The following is a 23,320-nucleotide window of genomic DNA, read 5'->3' as shown; positions in this document are numbered from 1 at the left end:
CCCTACGGGCGTCCCGGGTCCAAAGGCCCTGGCCCTCCGCCGCCCGGTCGCTAGGCTGCGCCACATGGGCTTGGCAGCGCGCGACAACCCGGCAGCGCCCACCGACGCCGCGGTGCAGATCACCGGACTGGTCAAGACGTTCGGCAGAACCCGGGCGCTCGACGGATTCGACCTCACCGTCCGGGTCGGGGAGGTCCACGGCTTCCTCGGGCCCAACGGCGCCGGCAAGACCACCGCCATGCGGGTCCTGCTGGGCCTGCTGCGCGCCGACTCCGGCGCAGCCCGCCTGCTCGGCGGCGACCCGTGGCGGGACGCCCCGAGCCTGCACCGCCGGCTCGCCTATGTGCCCGGCGAGGTGTCACTGTGGCCGGAGCTGACCGGCGGCGAAGTCATCGACCTGCTCGGCCGGCTTCGCGGTGGCCTCGACCGTGCCCGCCGCGACGACCTCGTCGCCCGCTTCGACCTCGACCCGACCAAACGCTGCCGCAGCTACTCCAAGGGGAACCGGCAGAAGGTGGCGCTCATCGCGGCGCTCGCGTCCCCGGTGGAGCTGCTGCTGCTCGACGAGCCCACCGCCGGCCTGGACCCGCTGATGGAGGAGCAGTTCCGGCAACTCATCCGCGCGGAGCGTCTGGCCGGGCGGACGGTGCTGCTCTCCAGCCACGTGCTGACCGAGGTCGAGGCGCTGTGCGACCGGGTCACCATCATCCGGTCCGGACGCACTGTCGAGTCAGGCAGCCTCGACGACCTGCGACACCTACGCCGGGTGACGGTGACCGCCCGGGTCGCCCAGGCGCCCGACGGCCTGACCGGGCTCGACGGCGTCCACGACCTGGTCGTGGCGGGCGACCGGGTCACCTTCCAGGTCGAGGCGGCCGCGCTGGATCCGGCGCTGCGGGCGCTCGCCGCCGCCGGGGTGTCGGCGTTGACGTCCCAGCCGCCGACGTTGGAGGAGCTGTTCCTGCGCCATTACCGCACGGACGCGCCATGACCGTCGACGCCTGGCGGGGCCTCGGCCCGCTCGTCCGGCTGGCCGCGCGGCGGGATCGGCTCCGGTTGCCGGTGTGGACGCTGGTGTTCGCCGCCATCGTGGCGTTCTCCGCCAAGGCGACCGTCAGCCTCTATCCGGACGTGGCGAGCCGCGTGATCGCCTCGGCGGCTGTCAACAACACGCCGTCGTTGGTCGCTCTGTACGGGCGGATCTACGACCCGGCGTCCTTGGGTGCGGTCTCCATGATCAAAATGGTGGCGTTCGGGGCGTCGCTGGTGGCGATCCTGGTGATCACCACAGTGGTCCGTCATTCCCGTGCCGACGAGGAGGCGGGGCGAACCGAGCTGCTTCGTGCCACCGTCGTCGGCCCCTACGCCCCGCTAACCGCCGCCCTCGTCATCGGCGTCAGCGCCAGCGTCGCCATCGGCGGCGCCGCCGCGCTGGGCCTCGCCGCCGCCGGCCTGCCCGCCGTCGGATCGGCCGTGTTCGGCGCCGGTTGGGCCACCACCGGCATCGCCTTCGCCTCCGTGGCCGCCGTCGCCGCGCAACTGGCCCGGTCGGCCCGCGCCGCCACCGCGCTGGCCGCCGCCACGCTGGGCGGCGCCTACCTGCTGCGCGCCATCGGAGACACCGCCACCGCCGACGGCCACTGGGTGAGCTGGCTCTCCCCGGTCGCCTGGGGCCAGCAGGCCCGGCCCTTCGCCGGCGACCGCTGGGCGACGCTGTCGCTACCGCTGCTGTTCGCGGCTGCCACCACCGCCGTCGCGTTCACGCTGGCCCGCCGCCGGGACCTCGGCGCCGGTCTCATCGCCGACCGGCCCGGCCCGCCCAACGCCGCGCCCCGACTCCGCGGCCCACTGGCGCTGACGTTCCGCCTCCAACGCGGCCTGCTCATCGGCTGGTTGGTGGGCTTCACCGTGCTCGGACTCGTCTTCGGCAACATCGCCTCCAACCTCGACGGCCTGCTCGACAGCCCCATCGCCCGGGAGATGATCCGGCTGCTCGGCGGCACGAGCAGCCTCACCGACGCGTTCATCGCCGCCGAGCTGTCCATCCTCGCCACCGTCACCGCCATCTACGGGATGCAGACTGTGCTCCGCGCCCGTTCGGACGAGACCGACGGGCGGGCCGAGCTGGCGCTCGCCACCACCGTCACCCGACCACGGTGGATCGGCGCATATCTGGTCGTCACGCTCCTCGGCGTCACCGCCCTGCTTGCCGCCGCCGGCCTGGCCGCCGGGCTGGCCCACGCCAACAACACCGGACGAGCCGCCGACATCGGCCGCGTGCTCGGCGCCGCGCTCGCCCACCTCCCAGCCGTGGCGGTCCTCATCGGCGCCGCTGCCGCTATCGTCGGCTGGTTGCCCCGTCACGCCGCCGCCACCGGCTGGGGGACGCTCGTGGCGGTCGTTGTGCTCGGCCAGGTCGGGCCGGTTCTCGAACTGCCGCGGCTGGTGCTCGACCTGTCCCCGTTCGCGCACGTGCCGCGGCTCCCCGGCGGGGAGTTCGCTGCCGTTCCGCTGCTGTGGTTGGCCCTGGCCGCGACGCTCCTGGCGGCGCTCGGCGTGGTCGGCTTCCGGCGCCGCGACCTCAGCTGACCCGCCACCCGTTTCAGCGCTCGGCCAGCAGCCTGAGCAACTGCGCCTCCCGCTGGGGGGACAAGCCGGCCTTGCGGTCACGGTCCAGTCCCAGCTGGCGCTCCCAGACGAGGATGTCGGCCAACATCTGCTCCCGCCGTCGGTGCCGCAGTCCCGCCGCCACCGCGGCGGTGGTGTCGCGGGCCTGCCAGCCCGCCCACTCCGGGTCAACGATCCACATCGTCAGCGACTCCGGTCCCATGTACTGGGTGACACCCTGGTCCACCAACCATCGCGGGTCGGCCTCGATGACCGGACCGTCGTGCCCTCCGATCCGGCGTGACAGCTCGATCCACTCGCCGAGCGACAGGACCGGTCCGTAGGCGTTGAAGACTCCGATGACGCGGCTGGTGGCGCAGTCGACCAGCCAGGCTGCCAGGTCCCGTACGTCCACCGCCTGGGTGGGCTGCCCCGACGGCCCCGGGACCAGCATCGGGCCGTGCGGGTCGCGCGCCGCACGGGCCACCCACGCGCCAGCCCGGTCAGAGGGGTCGCCGGGCCCGGCGATCAGCCCACTGCGGGCGACCAGCAGGCGGTCGCCGAGCGCCGACTGGCACGCCTGCTCGCACGCCACCTTGGCCGGGCCGTACTCCTCGCGGGTGACCCGGTCAGCCTCGGTCGGCGCCAGCAGCGGCGCCGACTCGTCAGCGCCCGGGGTGTCCTGAGCGGCGTACGCGTTGCCGGACGACACGTAGGTCCAGTGACCGGCCCGGTCAGCCAACGCCCTCAACGCCTCCCGGACGAACCGGGGTTGCCACGAGACCTCGATCACCGCGTCCCAGCCGTCGCCCGCGACCTCCTCGTACGCGCCGCGTTCGGCGCGGTCGGCGACGACCAGCCGGGCGCCCTCGGCCACCCCGCCCGCCTCGCCGCGTGCCAGGCAGGTCACCCCATGCCCCCGTTGCACCGCCTGACGGGAGACTTCCCGACCGAGCCACGCCGTCCCACCGAGAACCAGAATCCGCATCGTTGGATCCGACCACAGCCAGCGGAACGGCGCTGACCGGCGCCGCCGGGTTTCGCTGTGGGCGGATGCCCCCGGCCCGGCGGCCCGTCCCCGCTCGGCGATCAGCCGCTGGCCGGGTCGCAGCGGCGCCAGTGAGCTCATACGGGTGCGTCCGGGTCAGCCGCGGAGGCGGAGGCCCCGTGGGGTGACCCGGAAACCGGCGGCGGTCAGCGCCTCGGCCAGCGGCCCGGCGTGCACTGACGCGCCGTCGGCGCGCTCCACCGACATTGCCCCCAACGCCCCGGACCGCACCGCGCCCGCCAGCGCCGCCCCCGCGGCGGCGAGCGTCACCGGATCGTCGGAGTACGACAACAGAGTCCGGCCGCCGCGTTCCACATAGAGCGCCAGCTCGCCGTCCACTGTCACCACGAGCGCGCCGGCCTTGCGTCCGGGCAGGTGGCCGCGGCTGCCATCGGCGGACTCGGCCCGCTCCGGCCAGCCGATCGCCGCGCCGTACGGGTTCGCCGGGTCAGTCGCGGCGAGGACCAGCGCCGCGCCACGCGGTCGCTCGCCGCCCGCCCGCGTCCGCTCGCCGCCCGCGCGGAGCCGGTCGACGGCCCCGGGCAGCGCGAACTGCGCCGCGCCGAGCCCCTCGACAAAGTACCCGCGGCGGGCCGCGCCGCGCTCCTCCAACGCCGCGAGCACCGGGTAGACGGCGGCGAACCCGCCCGGCGCGCCCTCAGCGGCGACCGTGCCGCGGGTGAGCACCCCGTACCGTTCCAGCAGCGCATCGGCGTGCGCGGCGGCCCGACGGGTCGGATCCAGGTCGCGGTCCGGCAGCCGGGACCACCGGCCGGCGGCGCTCGGCGGTCCGCCGCGCGCGGGCAGCCTCGGGCGTCCGGGCCGCTGGTAGCGGGTCCGCGCCGGGGCCGGACGAGACCGGTGCGCGCCGCCGCCGGCCACCAGCGCCCGCAGCGGCGCCAAGGTGTCGTTGGTGAGGCGCCCCGACCACACCAGATCCCAGACGACGGCGGTCAACGTCGCGTCGTCGGGCGGCGGGTCCGCCGCCGTCCCGACCCGCGTCGCCAGGTCGCGGAAGAACAGCGCCTGCCCGTCGTCCAGGGTCGCGAGCACCGTCTCATGCAGCGGGGTCAGCGCCAACGACTCCCCGACCGGCGGCAGCAGCAGGTCGGCGGCGTCGGTGTAGCTCAACGTCACCCAGCCGTCCGCGCCGCCCAGGGCCCCTGAGCCGGCCCACACCAGCTCGCCGCTGGCGCACAGCTCGTCGAGCATCGCCGGCGAGTAGTCGGCCACCCGGGCCGGCAGCACCAGCCGTTCCCACGCCGACGCCGGCAACGCCACCCCCTGCAACTGCTCGACCGCCGCCGCGACCGCCGCCACCCCGCGGGCGTTCCCGCCGATCTGCTGCCACCGGGGCAGGAACCGCGCCAACGCCGCCGGCGGCACTGGCTCGATCTCCTTACGCAGCGCGGCCAGGCTGCGCCGACGCAGCATTCGCAGCACCTCGGCGTCGCACCACTGCGCGCCGGTCTCCACCGGGGTGAACTCGCCCGACACCACCTGCCCACGGCCGCCAAGACGCCGCAGCGTCTGCTCCACCACCGCCACGCCCAGCCCGAACCGGGCCGCGCAGTCCGCCGCCGTGAACGGCCCGTGCGTGCGCGCGTAGCGGCCGATGAGATCACCGAGCGGGTCCGTCACCGGCGTCAGGTGCGCCTCCGGCAGGCCCATCGGCAAGGCCACCCCGAGCGCGTCGCGCACCCGGGCGGCGTCCTCGATCGCCAGCCACCGCTCCTGTCCGGCGATCCGGACCCGCACTGCTCGCCGGAGCGCCGCCAGATCGGCGGCCCACGCCGGGTCCGCGCCCCGGTCGGTCAGCTCCGCCTCGGACAGATCACCCAGCACCCGCAGCAGCTCCGCCACATCCTCGGCGTCCCGGGGCCGGCGGGCCGGCGTGGCCCACCGCAGCTCGGCCTCGGCGGCGGCGATGACCTGCGGGTCGAGCAGCTCGCGCAGGTCCACCCGGCCCAGCAGCTCGCCCAGCAGGGTGGCGTCCAGCGCCAATGCCGCCGCCCGCCGCTCGGCCAGCGGCGCGTCCCCCTCATACAGGAACGCCCCCACGTACCCGAACAGCAGCGACCGGGCGAACGGCGACGGCTTCGGCGTCTCCACCTCCACCAGCCGCGCCCGGCGCCCGGCCACGTCCCGCATGAGCTGCGCCAACGCCGGTAGGTCGAACACATCCTGTAGGCATTCCCGGGCGGCTTCCAGGGTCACCGGGAAGTCGGCGTGCTCGCGCGCCACCTCCAACAGCTGCGAGGCGCGTTGCCGCTGCTGCCACAGCGGTTGCCGGCGTCGCGGGTCGCGTCGGGGCAGCAGCAGCGAACGCGCAGCGCACTCCCGGAACCGGGACGCGAACAGGGCCGACGCCCCGACCGTCTCACGAACGATCGTTTCGATCTCGTCAGCGTCGAAGACCACCAGATCGGCGCCCGGCGGCTCGTCGGTGGTGTCCGGCAGCCGGATGACGATGCCGTCGTCGGAGGGCATCACCTGGGCGTCGACACCGTAACGCTCGCGCAGCCGGGCGCCGATCGCCAGCGCCCATGGCCCGTTCACCCTGGCGCCGAGCACACAGTGGACGGCCATCCGCCAGTCGCCCAGCTCGTCGCGGAAGCGCTCCACCAGCACCGTCCGGTCGTCCGGGGTCTGCCGGGTGGCTTCCCGCTGCTCGCGCAGGTACGCCACCAGGTTGTCGGCGGCCCACTGGTCCAGGCCGCCGGAGCGCAGCGCGGCCGAAGCGGACGGGTCGTCCTGTTTGGCCAGCGCGCTCAGTCGTCCGCCGATGGCCCGACCCAGCTCGACCGGTCGGCCGATGCTGTCGCCCTTCCAGAACGGCATCCGGGCGGGCGCTCCGGGAGCGGGGGAGACCAGCACCCGGTCCGGGGTGATGTCCTCGATCCGCCACGACGAGGCCCCGAGCAGGAACACATCGCCCACCCGGGACTCGTAGACCATCTCCTCGTCCAGCTCGCCGACCCGTCCGCCGCGTTCGGCGCCGACGAGGAAGACCCCGAACAGGCCCCGGTCGGGGATGGTGCCGCCGCTGGTCACGGCCAGTCGTTGCGCCCCGGGCCGTCCGGTGAGGGTGTCGGCGGCCCGATCCCACACCAGCCGCGGACGCAGCTCGGCGAAGGCGGTGGACGGGTAGCGGCCCGAGAGCATGTCCAGGACGGCGTGCAGGGCCGAGTCGGGCAGCTCCGTGTACGGGGCGGCCCGGCGCACCAACGCCGCCAACTCGCCGACCGGCCACTCGTCCAGGGCCACCATGGCGATGATCTGCTGGGCGAGCACGTCCAGCGGGTTGCGGGGGCAGCGCGTCGATTCGAGCGCGCCGTCGGCCATCCGCTGCGCCACCACCGCGCAGGAGAGCAGATCGCCTCGGTGCTTGGGGAAGACGACGCCGCGCGACACCGCCCCGACCTGGTGTCCGGCCCGCCCGACGCGTTGGAGACCGGCGGCGACGCTCGGCGGCGCCGCGATCTGGATGACCAGGTCCACCGCCCCCATGTCGATGCCCAGCTCCAGACTGGACGTGGCGACGACCGCCGGCAGCCGCCCGGCCTTGAGCGCCTCCTCGATGTGCCGGCGCTCCTCCCGGGAGACGCTGCCGTGGTGCGCCCGGGCGACCACCGGCGCCGCGCCATCGGCCACCCCCGACTGGGCCATGATCTCGGCGGGCATCCGGACCGGGCCGCTGTCCGGGGGCGGCGCGTCGGGCGTCAGGTCCTGTCGGCGTTCAGCCGCCAGCTCGTTGAGGCGGGCGCAGAGGCGTTCGGCGCCGCGTCGCGAGTTCGCGAAGACGATCGTGGACTGGTGCGCCTCGACGAGGTCGAGGACCCGTTCCTCGACCGCCGGCCAGATCGACGTCTGCCGTGGCGCGTCGGGGTCGTCGCCGGTCTGTTCGTCCAGGGCGGTCATGTCGGAGACGGGCACCTCGACGGTCAGCGCGATCGTCTTGGCCGTCGGCGGCGCGACGACCGTCACCGGCCGGGCGCCGCCGAGGAACCCGGCGACCTCGTCGACCGGTCGGACGGTGGCCGACAGCCCGATCCGCTGGGCTGGGCGGGGGAGCAGCGCGTCGAGGCGCTCGAGTGACACGGCCAGGTGCGCGCCGCGTTTGGTGGCGGCCACCGCGTGGACCTCGTCGACGATGACCGTCTCCACGCCCCGCAGTGACTCGCGGGCGGCTGAGGTGAGCAGCAGGAACAGCGACTCGGGCGTGGTGATGAGGATGTCCGGCGGGGTGCGCGCGAAGGCGCGGCGTTCATCGGCGGGGGTGTCGCCGGTGCGCATGCCGACCGTGATGTCCGGCAGGGTCGTGCCGAGCCTGGCTGCGGCCTGGCCGATCCCGGCCAGCGGGGCGCGCAGGTTCCGTTCGACGTCGAACGCCAGAGCTTTGAGCGGGCTCACGTAGAGCACCCGGCAACGGCGCAGCCGGTCCTCCGGCGGCGGGGTTGCGGCCAGCCGGTCGAGCGACCACAGGAACGCGGCGAGGGTCTTTCCGGAGCCGGTCGGCGCGACAACCAGGGCGTTCTCGCCGCCGCTGACGGCCTGCCAGGCGGCGGCCTGGGCGTCGGTGGGGGCAGCGAAGGCGTCGCCGAACCAGGCCCGGGTGGCCGGCCCGAACCTGGTCAGCGGGTCGCTGTTGACGGTCATGCCCCCATCCTGCCGGCCCGGTGGGACAGACGTCCCGCTGCAGCGGGGCGGTACGCCGCCGACGAAGATCGCAACGAGCTGCTGGCCGGCATCGGGCTCGACGCTCGGAGCGATCCGGGCCGCTCCTGGTCAGAATTCGTTGTACATCAGGTGCAGGCCCACCGGGCCCAGCTTCGGGTGGATGAACGCGCGCGGGACGGTGCTGAGGACTTCGAAGCCGTGCCGTCGGTAGAGCCGCACCGCGATCTCGTTCGACTCGACGACCGCGTTGAACTGCATCCCGACGTATTCGCCGCTCTTGGCCCAGTCCAGCGCGTCGCGGCATAGCGCCGTGCCGACGCCACGGCCGCGCGCCGTGGCGCTCACCATGAAGCTCGCGGTGGACACGTGTGCGCCGGGACCGGGACGGTTCGGGCCCGTCTTGGCGGTGCCGAGCACCTTGCCGCCGCCGTCCTCGACGGCCACGATCGTGCGTCCGGGCGGCGACTCGATCCATATGGATCTGGCCTGATCCTCGGTCATCGCCGGGTCATACGGGAAGGTCTCCTGCTCCTGAACGACGTCGCGGATGATTTGCCAGACGCCGACCCAGTCCCGTTCCTCGAAATTGCGTAGCAGCACCGCAACACCCTACTGCGTATCCACTGTCCTGGTCGGTCCGAGCAGCGCCGACGATATCTTGCCGCCGTGGCGCACCGGCTCGGCGTCCCGGCGGTCACCTCGACGCCGCCTGGGCCAAGTTCCCGACGATGCAGTTGCAGCTGTTCAACCCGTACGACGTGCCCAACACCTGAGCACGACCCGCCTCAGCGTTGTCGAGGCCGTCACCGCCGACCGGGCACCGGCTTCAACCGGGCCCTGCCGCCGGTCGCGGACGGAGCGTCTCAGCGCCTGGGCAGATATTCCGGCGGGCTCCCGACGACGTTGACGTCGGGCGTCGGCGTCCCGGCGACGAGCTGCATCGGGACCACTCCGGCCCAGTGCGGCAGTCCGTGGTCGTCGGGGTCGTCGTTGACGCCCCCTGAGCGGATCTTGCAGGAGACCTGGTCGAGGCGCAGCCGCAGCAGCCCGGTCTGGGCGCTTTCCCGCTCCGAGGGTGGGCGGCTGTCGGCGGCCCGGCCGGCGCCCAGTTTCTCGACGAACGCGCTCAGCGCGCGTGCCTTCTCCGCTGGGTCGGTGACGACCTCGGCCATTCCATGCGCCACGACGGCCCGGTAGTTGGCGCTGTGGTGGAAGTGCGAGCGCGCGTAGACGAGCCCGTCGAGGAGGGCGACGTTGAGGCAGACGGGCATGCCGCCGTCCTGCCTGGCTGCCAGCAGGGGACCGCTGCCGGTGGACCCGTGGACGTAGATGTCCTCGCCGAGGCGCGCGTGCATGAGTGGCAGGCTCGCCGGCCGCCCGTCGACGACGAACGCGAGGTGGCAGAACCAGGCTTCGTCGAGGATGGCGTGGACGGTGGCGCGGTCGTAGCCGACCCGGTCGCGGTTACGGTGGGGCGTGGTGGCGACGGCGGGCTGGTAGGTCGGCATCGGGGCTCCTCGGCGTTGACCGGCTGTAGCGGTGACCGATTTTTTTTGTTCTGGTACAATTTTCAGATTGTGTCGAGACATTATCAGATCACTGGGGCGAGCGCTGCCGCCCTCGTCGCCAGCATCGAGACCGGCGTCCACACCGGGGCCCTGCCTGCCGGCACCGCGCTGCCCGCGGTGCGGGCGCTCGCCGCCGACCTCGGCGTCGCCCCGGGCACCGTCGCCAAGGCCTACCAGGACCTGCGGCAACGCGGCATCATCGAGACCGCCGGCCGCAACGGCACCCGGGTCCGCCCCCGGCCGCCGGTCACCCACCACAGCGCCCTGGCCGCCGCCCCGGCCGGCGTCACCGACCTGTCCGTCGGCGATCCCGACCCCCGACTACTGCCCGGCTACGCCACGGCCCTGGCCACCCTGGTCGACCATCCCGTCACCTACCGCGACGGCGGTCCGCTGCCAGCGCTCGTCACCGCCGCCCGCGAGCGCCTGCGCGCCGACGGCCTCCCCGACGGCCAGATCGCCATCACCAACGGCGCCCTCGACGGCATCGACCGCATCCTGGCCGCCCACCTGCGCCCCGGCGACAGGGTCGCCGTCGAGGACCCTGGCTGGGCCAACCTGCTCGACCTGCTCGCCGCCCACGGCCTGCGTCCGGTCAGCCTCCCCGTCGACGACGCCGGACCCACCGCGGACGGTCTGCGCCGCGCGCTGACCAACCGGCCCAGCGCCGTCATCATCACCAGCCGTGCCCAGAACCCCACCGGCGGCGCCGTCACCGCCGACCGGGCCCGCGCCCTCGCCGCGCTCCTGCGCGCCCACCCCGACCTGCTCACCATCGAGGACGACCACGCCGCCGAACTGGCCCACGAGCCGCTGTCCGTGGTGGCCGGCGCCACCGGGCGTTGGGCGTTCGTCCGCTCGGTCAGCAAGCCCTACGGCCCCGACCTGCGCCTGGCCGTCGTCACCGGCGACCCCGACACCGTCGCCCGCGTCGATGGTCGCCTCCGGATCACCGCTGGTTGGGTCTCCACCCTCCTGCAACGACTCGTCCTGGCGCTCTGGACCGACCCGGACGTCACCGCCACGCTCACCACCGCCCGCGACAGCTACGCCCACCGCCGGCTCGCCCTCGTCGCGGCGCTTGCCGACCGGGGCGTCGCCGCCCACGGCCGCACCGGCATCAACGTCTGGATTCCGGTCCCCGACGAGACTGCTGCCGTCGCCGGCCTGCGTGACCACGGCTACGCCGTCGCGCCCGGCGCCCGGCACCGTACCGCCAGCCCCGCCGGCATCCGGGTCACTGTCAGCCCGCTCGAACCCGGCGACATCGCGACGTTCGCCGATGCCGTTGCCGCGGCGCTGCGTGGTCCGGCCGGCGGCTCGACCCGGTGACGCCCGGCTAGGATCGCCCTTTTTCCCCGGGTGGAGGACACATGACGAGCACCATCGCGCCCAGCCGGCCGGGAGCCACCGGCGTCCAGCGCCGCACTCTGTTGCTGCTGTTCGCCACCCAGATCATCGGCGGAACCGGCGTCGCCATCGGCATCTCCGTCGGCGCCCTGCTCACAGCCCGGATCGTCGGCACCGGCCTGTCCGGGCTCGCCCAGAGCGCGGCCGTCGTGGGCGGCGCCCTGCTCGCCATCCCCGCGACCCGGATCATCCAGGCCCGGGGGCGACGCCCCGGCCTGGTGCTCGTCTACACCCTCGGCGCGTCGGGCAGCGTCCTGGTCGTCATCGCCGCGACCACCGGAAACGTGCCGCTGCTGTTCGTCGGGCTCCTGCTGTTCGGCGGCGGGACCACCGCCAACCTCCAGGCCAGGTACGCCGCCGTCGACCTCGCCGCCGCGCCCCGCCGGGGCCGGCAGCTGTCCCTCATCGTCTGGGCCACCACCATCGGCTCCGTCGCCGCGCCGCACCTGGCTCCCTACGCCGACGGCGCTGTCGCCGGGCATGGCCTGGCCGCCCTCACCGGGCCGTTCGTCGTCAGCGCCCTGGCCTTCCTGCTCGCCGGCGCGCTCCTGTTCGCCTTCCTGCGACCCGACCCCCTGCTCACCGCCCGTATGCTCGCCGACCAGCCGGCGTCCCCGAGCCAGCGCGGCAGCCTGCGGCTGGCCGCCCGCACCATCCTGGCCCATCCGGAGGCCAAACTCGCCGTGACCGCCGTCGCCGTCGGCCACCTTGTCATGGTCGGCGTCATGGCGATGACGCCGGTGCACCTCGGCGAACACCACCACTCCGAAGCGGAGCTGCTGCGCATCGTCGGCATCGTCATCAGCGCCCACATCGCCGGCATGTACGCGCTCTCGCCCGTCGTCGGCTGGCTCACCGACCGGGCGGGGCGCCGCCCGGTCATCGCCGGCGGGGCGCTCACCCTGGCGGCCGGCTGCGCCTTCGCGGCCACCGCCGGGCACGACACCACCTGGCTGACGGTCGGCCTGGTGCTGCTCGGACTCGGTTGGTCGGGCACCATGGTGGCGGGGTCGACGCTGCTCACCGAATCGGTGCCCATCGCCCAACGGGCCGCCGCCCAGGGCCTGTCCGACCTGGTCATGGGGCTTGCCGGCGCCAGCGCCGGGGCGGTCAGCGGCTTCGTGGTCGCCGGCCCCGGGTACGACGTGCTGGCGGCCGCCGCGGGCAGCGCCACGCTGCCGTTGGCGGCGCTGGCCCTCGTCGCGGCGCGGACCGACCGGTCCGCCCCCGTCCCCGCCGACAAGGAGTGCGCGTGCGGTTGACAGACCTGTGGGACCGGCTTGACCGGACCTTCGGACCCGAGTACGCCGCCAGCGTCGCCGCCGACCAGGTCCTGCCCCAGCTCGACGGGCGGACCATCGTCGCCGCTCTCGACGCCGGGGTGCCCGCCGTCACGGTGTGGCGCGCGGTCGTGGCCGCCTACCCTGACCGGGTCCCCGGCCGGCTGCGCTGAGCTGCGCCGACGCGCATTTCACGGGTTCGACTACTCCTCGAACACCTGTTCGGTTATTGTCCACAGCGACGCGCTTGTCCACAGGTCGGGCCACCGCCGGTGGCCGCTGTCGGACCCACCGCCTACGGTGTGGCGCGTGACGACGAAACGACCGGCTAAATCGGCGAACTCAGGGATGGCAGCCATGGCCACAGGGCCAGACCGCACGCGGGCGCTGGATCTGGCGCTCGCCCAGATCGACAAGCAGTTCGGCAAGGGCTCGGTGATGCGCCTCGGCGATCGCCCGGTCGTGGAGACCTCGGTGATTCCCACCGGCTCCATCGCGCTCGATGTCGCGCTCGGCATCGGCGGTCTGCCCCGGGGCCGGGTCATCGAGGTGTACGGGCCGGAGAGCAGCGGTAAGACCACGGTCGCCCTGCACGCGGTCGCGAACGCCCAGAAGGCTGGCGGCATCGCCGCCTTCATCGACGCCGAGCATGCGCTCGACCCGGACTACGCTAAAGCGCTCGGGGTCGACACCGACGCGATGCTGGTCTCGCAGCCGGACACCGGCGAGCAGGCGCTGGAGATCGCGGACATGCTCATCCGCTCCGGCGCTGTCGACATCATCGTCATCGACTCGGTGGCAGCCCTCGTGCCGCGCGCCGAGATCGAGGGCGAGATGGGCGACAGCCACGTCGGCCTCCAGGCCCGGCTGATGAGCCAGGCGCTCCGGAAGATCACCGGAGTGCTCAGCACCACCGGCACCACCTGCATCTTCATCAACCAGCTCCGGGAGAAGATCGGCGTCATGTTCGGCTCGCCGGAGACGACGACGGGCGGGCGGGCGCTGAAGTTCTACTCGTCGGTCCGGCTCGACATCCGACGGATCGAGGCCCTCAAGGACGGCACCGACGTGGTGGGCAACCGCACCCGCGTCAAGGTCGTCAAGAACAAGTGCGCGGCGCCGTTCAAACAGGCTGAGTTCGACATCCTCTACGGCCGGGGCATCTCCCGCGAGGGCTCGCTCATCGATGTCGGCGTGGAGCAGAACATCATCCGCAAGTCCGGCGCCTGGTACACCTACGAGGGTGAGCAACTCGGCCAGGGCAAGGAGAACTCGCGCAAGTTCCTCAAGGAGAACCCGGACATCGCCAGCGAGATCGAGAAGAAGATCTTCGAGAAGCTCGGCGTCGGCGTGGGCGCCGGCAGCGATGAGGCCGGTGGCCTCGCGCAACCTCCCGTCGACTTCTGAGTCGGCTGATCACAGACATGGCAGGTCGTCGACGAGGCGCACGCGCGGGGAGGGGCTGGGACGCGGCCCCGCCCCGCGCCGCCGCTCAGCCGGCCGGCGACCGTGAACCGGCCGAGCACGCCCGTGAGATCTGCCTGCGGCAGCTCGCGGTGCGGCCGCGCACCCGTGCCGAGTTGACGACCGCGCTACGCCGCAACGAGATACCTGATGAGGTCATCGCCCAGATCCTCGACCGCTACACCGAGGTGGGCCTCATCGACGACGAGGCGTTCGCACAGGCGTGGGTGACCAGCCGACACCACGGCAAGGGCCTGTCGCGGCGCGCGCTCGCCAGCGAGCTGCGCCAACGTGGCGTCGACGACGACTGCGCCGCGGCCGCCCTGGACGAGTTGGACCCGGGCACTGAAGCTGCTACCGCCCGCGCGTTGGTGGATCGCAAGCTCCGCAGCGCGCGCGGTGACGCCCAGAGTCTGTTCCGCCGCCTGGTGGGGATGCTCGCTCGAAAGGGTTACCCGGCATCGGTGGCGTTCGCTGTCGTCAAAGAGGCGCTCGCGGACCGGGACGCGGCCATCGAGGACCTGGATCCGGCGGAATGGGTCGACTGAGCCACCCGTCGGAGCGCCAGTCGAGGGCGTTTGGTCCGGACAGTCCTACAACGGTATGGATCGTGTGTTCTTGACCGAAGCGAGGCTCGGGTCCTAGCCTCGCGGTACCTAGGAGAACGCCCACACCTGCGTTGACGCACATAGACCTTCCCGTCACCCAGCACCGAGCTTGCTCCGCGCCACGGCCTGCCGGCGTGCCACCCGCGATGACCTGAGCGTCGTCGCGGGCAGCGCCAGCGAAGGAAAGAACGGCCGTTTGCCGGGCTCAGGGCTGTCGTCATCCGGTCGGAGTATCCGAGGATCCGGGCTGTGCCGCGCTGCGGCCAGCTCACATCGGTGAAGGAGGCCGCAGGTGACCGCAGTGGAGATGGCGTTGTTGGGGGGGATCGGGGTGCTCGCCCTGGCCATGCTCCTCGGCGCGGTCGGGGTGACGCGTGCCGTGCGCGCGAACGCTCGCCCTGACCCGACGCCGACGGGCGCCGTCGGCGGTCCCGGCGCGGCAGCGGTCCCGGGTCAGGCCGATGGCGTGGTCGCCGCGGACATCGCGGTCAGCGCCGCCCGCGCCGCGGCGCAGCGGGTCCTCGACACCGCCCGGGTCGAGGCGCAGCGGGCGTTGGACACCGCCCGCGCCGAGGCGGACACGATCCGGGAACGCGCGTTCCGGCAGGCCGAGCAGGACGCCGAGCAGGCGCGTCAGTCAGCGAGGCGGAGCGCGGAGCGGGAGCTGGCACAGGTCACCGATGCCGCCCGGGAGCAGCTGGCGGAGGTGGAGCGGCGGTCCGAGCGGCTGGAACGCCGTGAGAGCCTCAACGCCGAGGAGGCCGAGCGGCTGGCCCAACGGGATCGGCGGTTGACCGTCGCCGAGGACGAGTTCGCGGCGCGGGACGCCGACCTGACCAGGCAGGGTGCCGAGCTGGTCGACGCGCGGGCCCGGGTGGGTCAAGAGCTGGCGCGTGTCGCCGGTCTGTCGGTGGACCAGGCTCGCGCGGAGCTGGTCGCCTCGATCGAGGCGCAGGCGCGGCGGGACGCAGCGGTGTCGGCCAGGCAGATTGAGGCCCTGGCCCGCGACGAGGCGGAGTCACGGGCCCGGGCGGTGGTCGTCGAGGCGATCCAGCGGGTTGCCAGCGAGCAGACCGCGGAGAGCGTGGTCAGCGTGCTCCCGCTGCCGGGCGATGACATGAAAGGCCGGATCATCGGACGCGAGGGCCGCAACATCCGCGCCTTCGAGTCGGTCACCGGCGTGAACCTGATCATCGATGACACCCCGGAAGCGGTGTTGTTGTCGTGTTTCGATCCGGTCCGCCGTGAGGTGGGTCGGTTGACCCTGGAGAAGCTGGTTCTCGACGGCCGGATCCACCCGCACCGCATCGAGGAGGTGTACGTCGCGGCGCAGCAGGAGGTCGAGGTGCTGTGCCGGCGGGCGGCTGAGGACGCGCTGCTCGAGGTGGGCATCGGCGACATCCACCCGGAGCTGGTGAAGTTGCTGGGCCGGCTGCGATACCGCACCAGCTACGGCCAGAACGTGCTCAAGCATCTGGTGGAGTCCGCGCACATCGCCGGAGTGATGGCCGCCGAGCTGCGGCTGGCGCCGAAGCTGATCAAGCGGTGCGCGTTCCTGCACGACATCGGCAAGGCGTTGACGCACGAGGCGGAAGGGTCACACGCGATCGTCGGCGCCGAGGTGGCCCGGCGGTTCGGTGAGTCCGAGGAGGTCGCGCACGCGATCGAGGCCCACCACAACGAGGTGGCGCCCCGGACGGTCGAGGCGGTGCTGACCCAGGCCAGCGACTCCTGCTCCGGGGGGCGCCCGGGGGCGCGTCGGGAGAGCCTTGAGGCGTACGTGCAGCGGCTGGAACGGATCGAGGAGATCGCCGCCGGCAAGCCCGGGGTGGAGAAGGTCTTCGCGATGCAGGCGGGTCGGGAGATCCGGGTGATGGTGCGTCCGGACGAGGTGGACGAGCTGACGTCCTCGATGCTGGCCCGGGACGTGGCCAAGCAGATCGAGGAGGAGCTGACCTACCCGGGTCAGATCCGGGTGACGGTGGTGCGCGAGTCCCGCGTCACCGAGATCGCCCGCTGACCCGCCCGCCGGTCAGTCGCCGGCGGGCTCGGTGGCGACCTTGCCGGTGACCGATGGTTGTCCGGTGCGCATGAGCCGGCGGTCCAGCCAGTGCGCGAGGCCGGTGAGCGTGCTGTTGATGACGATGTAGATGGCGGCGATGACGATGGCGGCGGCCATGACGTTGACGTAGTTGGCGCTCAGGACGTTGACGCCGAGCTGAATCAGCTCCGGGTAGGCGATGATGTAGCCCAGCGCGGTGTCCTTGAGCAGGACGACGAGCTGGCTGATGATGACCGGGAGCATGGCCCGCGCGGCCTGAGGCACCAGAATGTGCCGCATGACCTGCGCCTTGTTGAGCCCGATCGCGTACGCGGCTTCGGACTGGCCGGCGGGCAGGGAGCGGATGCCGGACCGGAACGCCTCGGCGAGCACGGAGCCGTTGTAGAGGGTGAGTCCGATGACCACCGCCCAGTAGGCGGAGACGGGCCCGTCGATGAGGAACGGCAGTCCGTAGAACAAGAAGAAGATCATCAGCAGCAGCGGCACCGCGCGGCAGAACTCGATGATCGCGCCGGCGGGGATGCCGATCCAGCGGCGTTCGGAGAGCCGGGCGACGGCGAAGATGATGCCGAAGGCGAGCGCCAGCACCATGCCGGTCGCGGCAGCCGACAGGGTGCCCCACAGGCCGGGCAAGATGAAGTTGTTCCAGGTGTCGGCGTCCAGGAACGGCTTCCACAGCGCCGGCGCCCACTGGCCGGCGTTGTCGAACTCGCGGTAGAGCCACCAGAACAGACCGGCGAGGGCGACGCCGAATACGACGGTGAGGGCGCTGTTGCGGACGCGGGCGCGCGGTCCGGGGTGGTCGTAGAGGACGCTGCTCATCGCCGTGCCGCCAATCGGTTGCTGAGCCAGTTGAACAGGTACCCGGTCGGCACGAGCAGCGCGACGAAGACGCCGGCGAAGACCAGGAAGATGGTGATGACCTCGTCGCCGTTGTTGTTGATGAGCGTCTTCATCGCGTTGGCGGCCTCGGCGAGGCCGATGGTGCCGACGATGGTGGCGTTCTTGGTCAGGGCGATGAGCACGCTGCCGAGCGGGGCGACGACGGCCCGGCCGGCCTGGGGGAGCACCACCAGCCACAGGGTCTGTAGGAAGGTCAGCCCGATGGCGCGGGCGGCTTCGGCCTGTCCGGTGGGGACGGTGTTGATGCCTGAGCGGATGGCTTCGCAGACGAACGCGGCGGTGTAGGTGGACAGGCCGATGACGCCCAGCCAGTAGGTGTTGAGGTCGAGGTCGTCGGCGAGGTCCAGGCCCAGGGTGCTGAAGAGACCGAAGTAGCAGAAGTAGATGACGAGCGTGAGCGGGGTGTTCCGGAAGACGTTGACCCAGCCGGCGCCGAACCAGCGCAGCACCGGCACCGGCGAGACCCGCATGGCGGCGAGCAGGACGCCCACCAGCAGCGAGATGACGGCCGAGGCGCCGGTGAGTTTGAGGATCCAGGCGAACCCGGTGAGCAACAGCTGCCGGTTGTCCGGATCGGCGAACACATCCACGGGGGCTCCTGCTCCTTGCGGGTCCGTCGGTACTCGCGGGACGTGCCGGGTCAGGCGACAAACCACGTCGCCTGACCCGGTGTCACGCTCAGGCGCAGTTGGTGAGCTTCGTGGTGTCCAGCTGCGGGGCGGGCTTGCCGCTCTTGCCGAGGGTGTCGTCCCACGCCTTGGCGTAGGAGCCGTCGGCGGCTGCGGCCTTGAGGATCTCGTTCACCTTCTCGCAGCCGGCCTTGTCGGCCTTGGCCAGGCCGATGCCGTACGGCTCCTCGCTGAACGGCTTACCGACGATCTTGAACTTGCCGGCGTTCTGCGGCTGCGCGGCGTAGCCGGCGAGGATGATGTCGTCGGTGGTGACGGCGTCGATCTTCTTGTTCGCCAGCAGGGCGATGCACTTGGAGTAGGCGTCCAGCTCGGTGAGCTTGGCGTCCTTGTACTCGTCCTTGATCCGCTGCGCGGGTGTGGAGCCCGCCACCGAGCAGACCCGCTTGCCGGCGAGGGTGTCCGGGCCGGTGATGGTGGTGTTGTCGGCGGCGACGAGCAGGTCCTGCCCGGCCATGTAGTACGGACCGCCGAAGTTGACCTTCTGCTTGCGCTGGTCGGTGATCGTGTAGGTGGCGACGACGAGGTCGACCTGGCCCTGCTCAATGAACGGCTCGCGGTTGGCCGACACGGTAGTCTTCCACTCCAGCGCGGTGGGCTCCAGGCCCAGGCCCTTGCCGATGATCTTGGCGATCTCGATGTCGAAGCCCTCGTACTCGGCGCCGGTCTGCAGACCCAGGCCCGGCTGGTCGGCCTTCACACCGACGACGAGCTTCTTTTCCGTGGCGGCCTTGTCGATGATGCCCTTGGTCGCGCCGCTGTCCCCGCCGGAGTCGGAGTTGGAGTCCCCACCGCAGGCGGTCATGCCCATGGCCAGCGATGCGATCGCGGCGACGGCCGCGAGTCGGGTGATACGCATGTTCTCTCCTTCGTGGTGGGCCGCCACGTCGGTCCGCGGCGCCCGTTACCCCAGTGGCTTAGTGAGTGAGGATCTTGGACAGGAAGTCCTTGGCGCGGTCGCTGCGCGGATTGGCGAAGAACTCCGTCGGCGGCGCCTGTTCGACGAGCTGACCGTCCGCCATGAAGACCACCCGGTGCGCGGCGTGTCGGGCGAAACCCATCTCGTGGGTGACCACGACCATCGTCATTCCCTCGCCGGCCAGCGAGGTCATGACCTCCAGCACCTCGCCGACCATCTCCGGGTCCAGGGCGCTGGTGGGCTCGTCGAACAGCATCGCCTTGGGGCGCATCGCCAGGGCGCGGGCGATCGCGGCCCGCTGCTGCTGGCCGCCGGACAGCTGGGCCGGGTACTTGGCGGCCTGGTCGGCGATGCCCACCCGGTCGAGCAGCGCCATCGCGTGCTCCCTGGCCGCGGCCGGGGACTCCCCGCGGACCTTGACCGGCCCCAGAGACACGTTCTGCACAATCGTCTTGTGCGCGAACAGGTTGAACGACTGGAACACCATGCCCACATCGCTGCGCAGCCGGGCCAGGGCACGGCCCTCGGCCGGCAGCGGCTGGCCGTCGAAGACGATCCGGCCCTTGTCGATGGTCTCCAGCCGGTTGATCGCCCGGCACAGGGTCGACTTGCCGGAGCCGGACGGGCCGATCACGACGATCACCTCGCCGCGGCTGATCGACAGGTCGACGTCGCGCAGCACGTGCAGGGACCCGAACCACTTGTTCACGCCCTCGAGCACGATCAGTGGCGCCTCGTCCGCGCTTGCCATGGCTCACCGCTTCCGTGATCGTCGCCGATTCGCAGGTCACTTTAGGCGGGCATGTGCCCGGCCGCGTCCTCTGGCAGGTCACGGCCCGGTAACGCGCTCCCCGTGCCCCTGCTGGCACGTTGTCATACCGGGTCAAGCAGTGTCACCTCTGGCCGCCGCGTACCTCCAACCGCCCCAGCAGTGTCGCGGTGGCCGCCGCGACGGCCGCCACCGCCTGCTCGAACGCCTCGGCGTTGTGCGCCGCCGGCTGCCGGAAACCGGAGATCTTGCGCACGTACTGGAGCGCGGCGGCGGCGATGTCGGCGTCGGTGACGTCGGCGGTGTAGGGCTCACGAAGCGTCTTGATGCTGCGGCACATGACTGCCCCCTCCACTGGGCTACCCGGGGCGGATAACCTTCTCGCTGACATGACTATCGCAGCCCCCGCCCCCAGCGACAGCAGCCCCGCCGTCGACGGCAGCCCCGTCGACCAGGCCGGCCGCACCTACCAGGTGCGCACCTACGGCTGCCAGATGAACATGCACGACACCGAACGGATCTCCGGCCTTCTGGAGGGCGCGGGCTACCGTCGAGTGTCCGACGGCGTCGACCCTGACGTCGTCGTCTTCAACACCTGCGCGGTGCGCGAGAACGCCGACAACCGCCTCTACGGCAACCTCGGTCACCTGCGCCCGACGAAGCTCAGAAACCCGGACATGCAGATCGCGGTCGGCGGCTGCCTGGCCCAGAAGGACCGGGGCGAGATCGTCAAGCGGGCCCCCTGGGTGGACGTGGTGTTCGGCACCCACAACATCGGCGCCCTGCCGGCGCTGCTGGACCGCTCACGGCACAACGCCGCCGCCGAGGTGGAGATCCTCGAATCGTTGGAGGTCTTCCCCTCGACCCTGCCGACCCGGCGCGAGTCCACCTACGCGGGCTGGGTGTCGATCTCGGTCGGCTGCAACAACACCTGCACCTTCTGCATCGTGCCGGCGCTGCGCGGCAAGGAGAAGGACCGCCGACCCGGGGACGTGCTCGCCGAGGTGCGGGCGCTGGTCGCCGAAGGCGTCCTCGAGGTCACCCTGCTGGGTCAGAACGTCAACTCCTACGGGGCCGAGTTCGGCGACCGGCTCGCGTTCGGCAAGCTGCTGCGGGCCTGCGGCGACATCGATGATCTGGAGCGGGTCCGTTTCACCAGCCCGCACCCCAAGGACTTCACCGACGACGTCATCGCCGCGATGGCCGAGACGCCCAACGTGTGCCACCAGCTGCACATGCCGTTGCAGTCCGGCTCGGACGCCGTCCTCAAGGCGATGCGGCGCAGCTACCGCACCGAGCGTTACCTGGGCATCATCGACAAGGTCCGGGCGGCGATGCCGGACGCGGCGATCACCACCGACATCATCGTCGGCTTCCCCGGCGAGACCGAGGACGACTTCCAGGGCACCCTGGAGGTCGTCCGTCAGGCCCGGTTCGCCACGGCGTTCACGTTCCAGTACTCGATCCGGCCCGGCACCCCGGCGGCCACCATGGACGACCAGATCCCCAAGGCCGTCGTCCAGGACCGGTACGAGCGGCTCCTCGCCGAGCTTGAGGCGATCACCTGGGCGGAGAACAGCAAACAGCTCGGACGTACGGTCGAGGTCCTGGTCGCCGTGGGGGAGGGCCGCAAGGACGAACGCACCGGCCGGATGTCGGGGCGGGCCCGCGACGGCCGGCTGGTCCACTTCAACGCCGGCGACATCGCCGCGTCGATCCGCCCCGGCGACGTCGTCACCACCGAAGTCACCTACGCGGCCCCGCACCACCTCAACTGCGACGGCGCCCCGCTGTCACACCGGCGCACCCGCGCCGGCGACGCGTTCGCGGCCGGCCACGCCCCGAAGCTGCCCGGCGTAGCGTTGGGTATGCCGACGATCGGTCAGCCGACGCCGCCGCCGGTAGCGGGCGGCTGCGTCGGCTGACCACCACCGAAGCGCTACGACGTCAGCTGGCCTTCTCCGCCAGCGCCAGAAACTGGCGTTTGCCCTCCAGCGCCTTCTCGGCCTCCTTGACGCGCTTGGCGTCACCGGCGGCCCTGGCCCGCTCCAGCCGCTGTTCGGCCTCGGCCACCTGCTCGCGCATCTGCGCCAACAGCGGGTTGTCCTGCGGGGCGACCCGACGCCACGCGGTGTCCATCGCCTGACGGATCTTGTCCTCCACCGCGCGGAAGCGACGGTCCAGCGACACCATGTGCTCGCGCGGCACCCGGCCGGCGTCGTGCCACAGGCCCTGGATCTCCCGAAGCTCCTTGTGCGCGGTCTGCGGGTCCGCGGCGATGTCCAACCCCTCGGCGCGCGCCAGCAGGGCCTGCTTGGCCTCCAGACTGCTCTTCTGCTCGGCGTCGCGGGCCGAGAACACCTCGCTGCGACGGCTGAAGAACGCGTCCTGGGCGGCCCGGAACCGGTCCCACAGCCGCTGCTCGGCGTCCTTGGCGGCGCGCGGCGCCGCCTTCCACTCCGCCATCAGCTCCTTGAGCCGGTTGGCCGTCGGCGCCCAGTCCTCGCTGCCGGCCAGCGACTCAGCCTCGGTGACCAGGGTCTCCTTGGCTGTCTGCGCCTGCTTGCGCTGGGTGTCCAGGCTGGCGAAGTGCGCGCCACGACGACGGGTGAAGCCGTCACGGGCCGTCGAGAACCGCTTCCACAGCTCACCGTCGGTCTTCTTGTCGACCCCACGGATGGACTTCCACTCGTCGAGGATCTCCTTGAGACGGTCCCCGGCGGCTTTCCAGCCGGTGGACTCGGCGGCGAGCTTCTCGGCCTCCTCCACCAGCGCGTTCTTTCGGGCGACCGCTTCGACCCGGGCGGCGTCGCGGGCGGCGCGGACGGCGCTGGCCTTCTCCTCGGCGTCGGTGGCGAGTTTGTCCAGCCGCCTGGCCAGCCCGTCGATGTCGCCGACGACGTGCGCCTCGGGGAGGGAGTCCCGTAGTCGTTTCACCGTCGCCTGCGCCTGCTGGGCGTCGCCACCTGCCTTGAGCCGGGCGGCGACGAGGTCGACCTCGGTGACCAGGTCGGCGAAGCGGCGCGCGTAGTGGGCCAGGCCCTCCTCGGGTGTTCCGGCCTGCCACGATCCGACGACCCGTTCGCCTTCGCCGGTCACGACGTAGACAGTGCCGTCAGCGTCGACCCGACCGAAGCTCGTCCAGTCGTTCATGTGTGTTCCTCGTCTTCCCGGCAGTCCGCGCCGCCCGCGACGAGTGTCCCCCTCGCGGCGGTCGCGCGGCGTCGCCGCCATCGCGCAGATTCAGTTCGTGTCGTATCGCATTGTCACAGGCCGGTCTACCCCGATGGAACGGGCCCGTCGGCGACCGTGA

Annotated in this window: 19 protein-coding genes; 9 read left to right on the top strand and 10 right to left on the bottom strand. The window is 72.2% G+C overall.

The window, feature by feature from the left end; all coding sequences use genetic code 11:
• Positions 1-64 precede the first annotated feature (64 nt).
• Together ABD287_RS03295 and ABD287_RS03290 are read left to right on the top strand one after the other, a co-directional pair.
• Entirely contained in the window at positions 65-991 is a 927-nt protein-coding gene (locus tag ABD287_RS03295; RefSeq protein ID WP_344167965.1) for an ABC transporter ATP-binding protein, read from the top strand.
• Positions 988-2,589: an ABC transporter permease gene (locus ABD287_RS03290; RefSeq protein WP_344167962.1), complete on the top strand. Its 1,602-nt coding sequence runs from the start codon at positions 988-990 to the stop codon at positions 2,587-2,589. The genes ABD287_RS03295 and ABD287_RS03290 overlap by 4 nt, the downstream gene beginning before the upstream one ends.
• Positions 2,590-2,602: 13 nt before the next feature.
• Here the strand turns inward: ABD287_RS03290 and ABD287_RS03285 are convergent, their stop codons facing one another.
• The 4 genes from ABD287_RS03285 to ABD287_RS03270 all read right to left on the bottom strand — a co-directional run bounded on the left by ABD287_RS03285 (position 2,603) and on the right by ABD287_RS03270 (position 9,843).
• Complete coding sequence (locus ABD287_RS03285) at positions 2,603-3,736, bottom strand: NAD-dependent epimerase/dehydratase family protein (protein WP_344167959.1); 1,134 nt, start codon at positions 3,734-3,736, stop codon at positions 2,603-2,605.
• A 15-nt stretch (positions 3,737-3,751) separates the two neighbouring features.
• On the bottom strand, positions 3,752-8,314 hold the full coding sequence (locus tag ABD287_RS03280) for an ATP-dependent helicase (RefSeq protein WP_344167956.1): 4,563 nt from the start codon (positions 8,312-8,314) through the stop codon (positions 3,752-3,754).
• A 129-nt stretch (positions 8,315-8,443) separates the two neighbouring features.
• Entirely contained in the window at positions 8,444-8,935 is a 492-nt protein-coding gene (locus ABD287_RS03275; RefSeq protein ID WP_344167953.1) for a GNAT family N-acetyltransferase, read from the bottom strand.
• A 263-nt stretch (positions 8,936-9,198) separates the two neighbouring features.
• Positions 9,199-9,843, bottom strand: coding sequence for a pyridoxamine 5'-phosphate oxidase family protein (locus ABD287_RS03270; protein WP_344167950.1), 645 nt, complete (start codon positions 9,841-9,843; stop codon positions 9,199-9,201).
• Between the two features lie 69 nt (positions 9,844-9,912).
• Between ABD287_RS03270 and ABD287_RS03265 the strand changes: the two genes are divergently transcribed.
• The 6 genes from ABD287_RS03265 to rny all read left to right on the top strand — a co-directional run bounded on the left by ABD287_RS03265 (position 9,913) and on the right by rny (position 16,685).
• Positions 9,913-11,235 carry an aminotransferase class I/II-fold pyridoxal phosphate-dependent enzyme gene (locus tag ABD287_RS03265; protein ID WP_344167947.1) on the top strand — a complete coding sequence of 441 codons (1,323 nt, stop codon included), beginning with the start codon at positions 9,913-9,915 and terminating at the stop codon, positions 11,233-11,235.
• A 41-nt stretch (positions 11,236-11,276) separates the two neighbouring features.
• A complete protein-coding gene (locus tag ABD287_RS03260; RefSeq protein ID WP_344167944.1) occupies positions 11,277-12,575 on the top strand; it encodes an MFS transporter in 1,299 nt (432 codons plus the stop codon).
• Positions 12,566-12,766 carry a DUF3046 domain-containing protein gene (locus tag ABD287_RS03255; RefSeq protein WP_344167941.1) on the top strand — a complete coding sequence of 67 codons (201 nt, stop codon included), beginning with the start codon at positions 12,566-12,568 and terminating at the stop codon, positions 12,764-12,766. The genes ABD287_RS03260 and ABD287_RS03255 overlap by 10 nt, the downstream gene beginning before the upstream one ends.
• Before the next feature lie 184 nt (positions 12,767-12,950).
• Complete coding sequence (gene recA, locus ABD287_RS03250; RefSeq protein WP_344167938.1) at positions 12,951-14,000, top strand: recombinase RecA; 1,050 nt, start codon at positions 12,951-12,953, stop codon at positions 13,998-14,000.
• A 17-nt stretch (positions 14,001-14,017) separates the two neighbouring features.
• Complete coding sequence (locus ABD287_RS03245) at positions 14,018-14,605, top strand: regulatory protein RecX (RefSeq protein ID WP_344167935.1); 588 nt, start codon at positions 14,018-14,020, stop codon at positions 14,603-14,605.
• Between the two features lie 352 nt (positions 14,606-14,957).
• Complete coding sequence (gene rny / locus ABD287_RS03240) at positions 14,958-16,685, top strand: ribonuclease Y (RefSeq protein ID WP_425565491.1); 1,728 nt, start codon at positions 14,958-14,960, stop codon at positions 16,683-16,685.
• A 12-nt stretch (positions 16,686-16,697) separates the two neighbouring features.
• Here the strand turns inward: rny and ABD287_RS03235 are convergent, their stop codons facing one another.
• From ABD287_RS03235 to ABD287_RS03215, 5 genes are all read right to left on the bottom strand, one after another.
• Positions 16,698-17,549, bottom strand: coding sequence for an amino acid ABC transporter permease (locus ABD287_RS03235; protein WP_344167932.1), 852 nt, complete (start codon positions 17,547-17,549; stop codon positions 16,698-16,700).
• Complete coding sequence (locus ABD287_RS03230) at positions 17,546-18,220, bottom strand: amino acid ABC transporter permease (protein ID WP_344167929.1); 675 nt, start codon at positions 18,218-18,220, stop codon at positions 17,546-17,548. The genes ABD287_RS03235 and ABD287_RS03230 overlap by 4 nt, the downstream gene beginning before the upstream one ends.
• A gap of 88 nt (positions 18,221-18,308) precedes the next feature.
• Positions 18,309-19,178, bottom strand: coding sequence for a glutamate ABC transporter substrate-binding protein (locus ABD287_RS03225; protein ID WP_344167926.1), 870 nt, complete (start codon positions 19,176-19,178; stop codon positions 18,309-18,311).
• A 58-nt stretch (positions 19,179-19,236) separates the two neighbouring features.
• Complete coding sequence (locus tag ABD287_RS03220) at positions 19,237-19,989, bottom strand: amino acid ABC transporter ATP-binding protein (RefSeq protein WP_344167922.1); 753 nt, start codon at positions 19,987-19,989, stop codon at positions 19,237-19,239.
• A 142-nt stretch (positions 19,990-20,131) separates the two neighbouring features.
• Complete coding sequence (locus ABD287_RS03215; RefSeq protein ID WP_344167919.1) at positions 20,132-20,347, bottom strand: DUF2277 domain-containing protein; 216 nt, start codon at positions 20,345-20,347, stop codon at positions 20,132-20,134.
• 49 nt (positions 20,348-20,396) lie between these two features.
• Here ABD287_RS03215 and miaB point away from each other — a divergent pair, with 49 nt between their 5' ends.
• Positions 20,397-21,932 (top strand): tRNA (N6-isopentenyl adenosine(37)-C2)-methylthiotransferase MiaB, encoded by a 1,536-nt coding sequence (gene miaB / locus ABD287_RS03210; RefSeq protein ID WP_344167916.1) that lies wholly within the window; start codon positions 20,397-20,399, stop codon positions 21,930-21,932.
• A 22-nt stretch (positions 21,933-21,954) separates the two neighbouring features.
• Here the strand turns inward: miaB and ABD287_RS03205 are convergent, their stop codons facing one another.
• The gene (locus ABD287_RS03205) at positions 21,955-23,160 is read right to left on the bottom strand and encodes a DUF349 domain-containing protein (protein ID WP_344167912.1); all 1,206 of its coding nucleotides are present in this window, start codon (positions 23,158-23,160) and stop codon (positions 21,955-21,957) included.
• Positions 23,161-23,320 lie beyond the last annotated feature (160 nt).

Source organism: Pilimelia columellifera subsp. columellifera (assembly GCF_039532605.1).
GTDB classification, from domain to species: Bacteria; Actinomycetota; Actinomycetes; order Mycobacteriales; family Micromonosporaceae; genus Pilimelia; species Pilimelia columellifera.
This window is presented reverse-complemented; position numbering and strand designations above follow the sequence as displayed.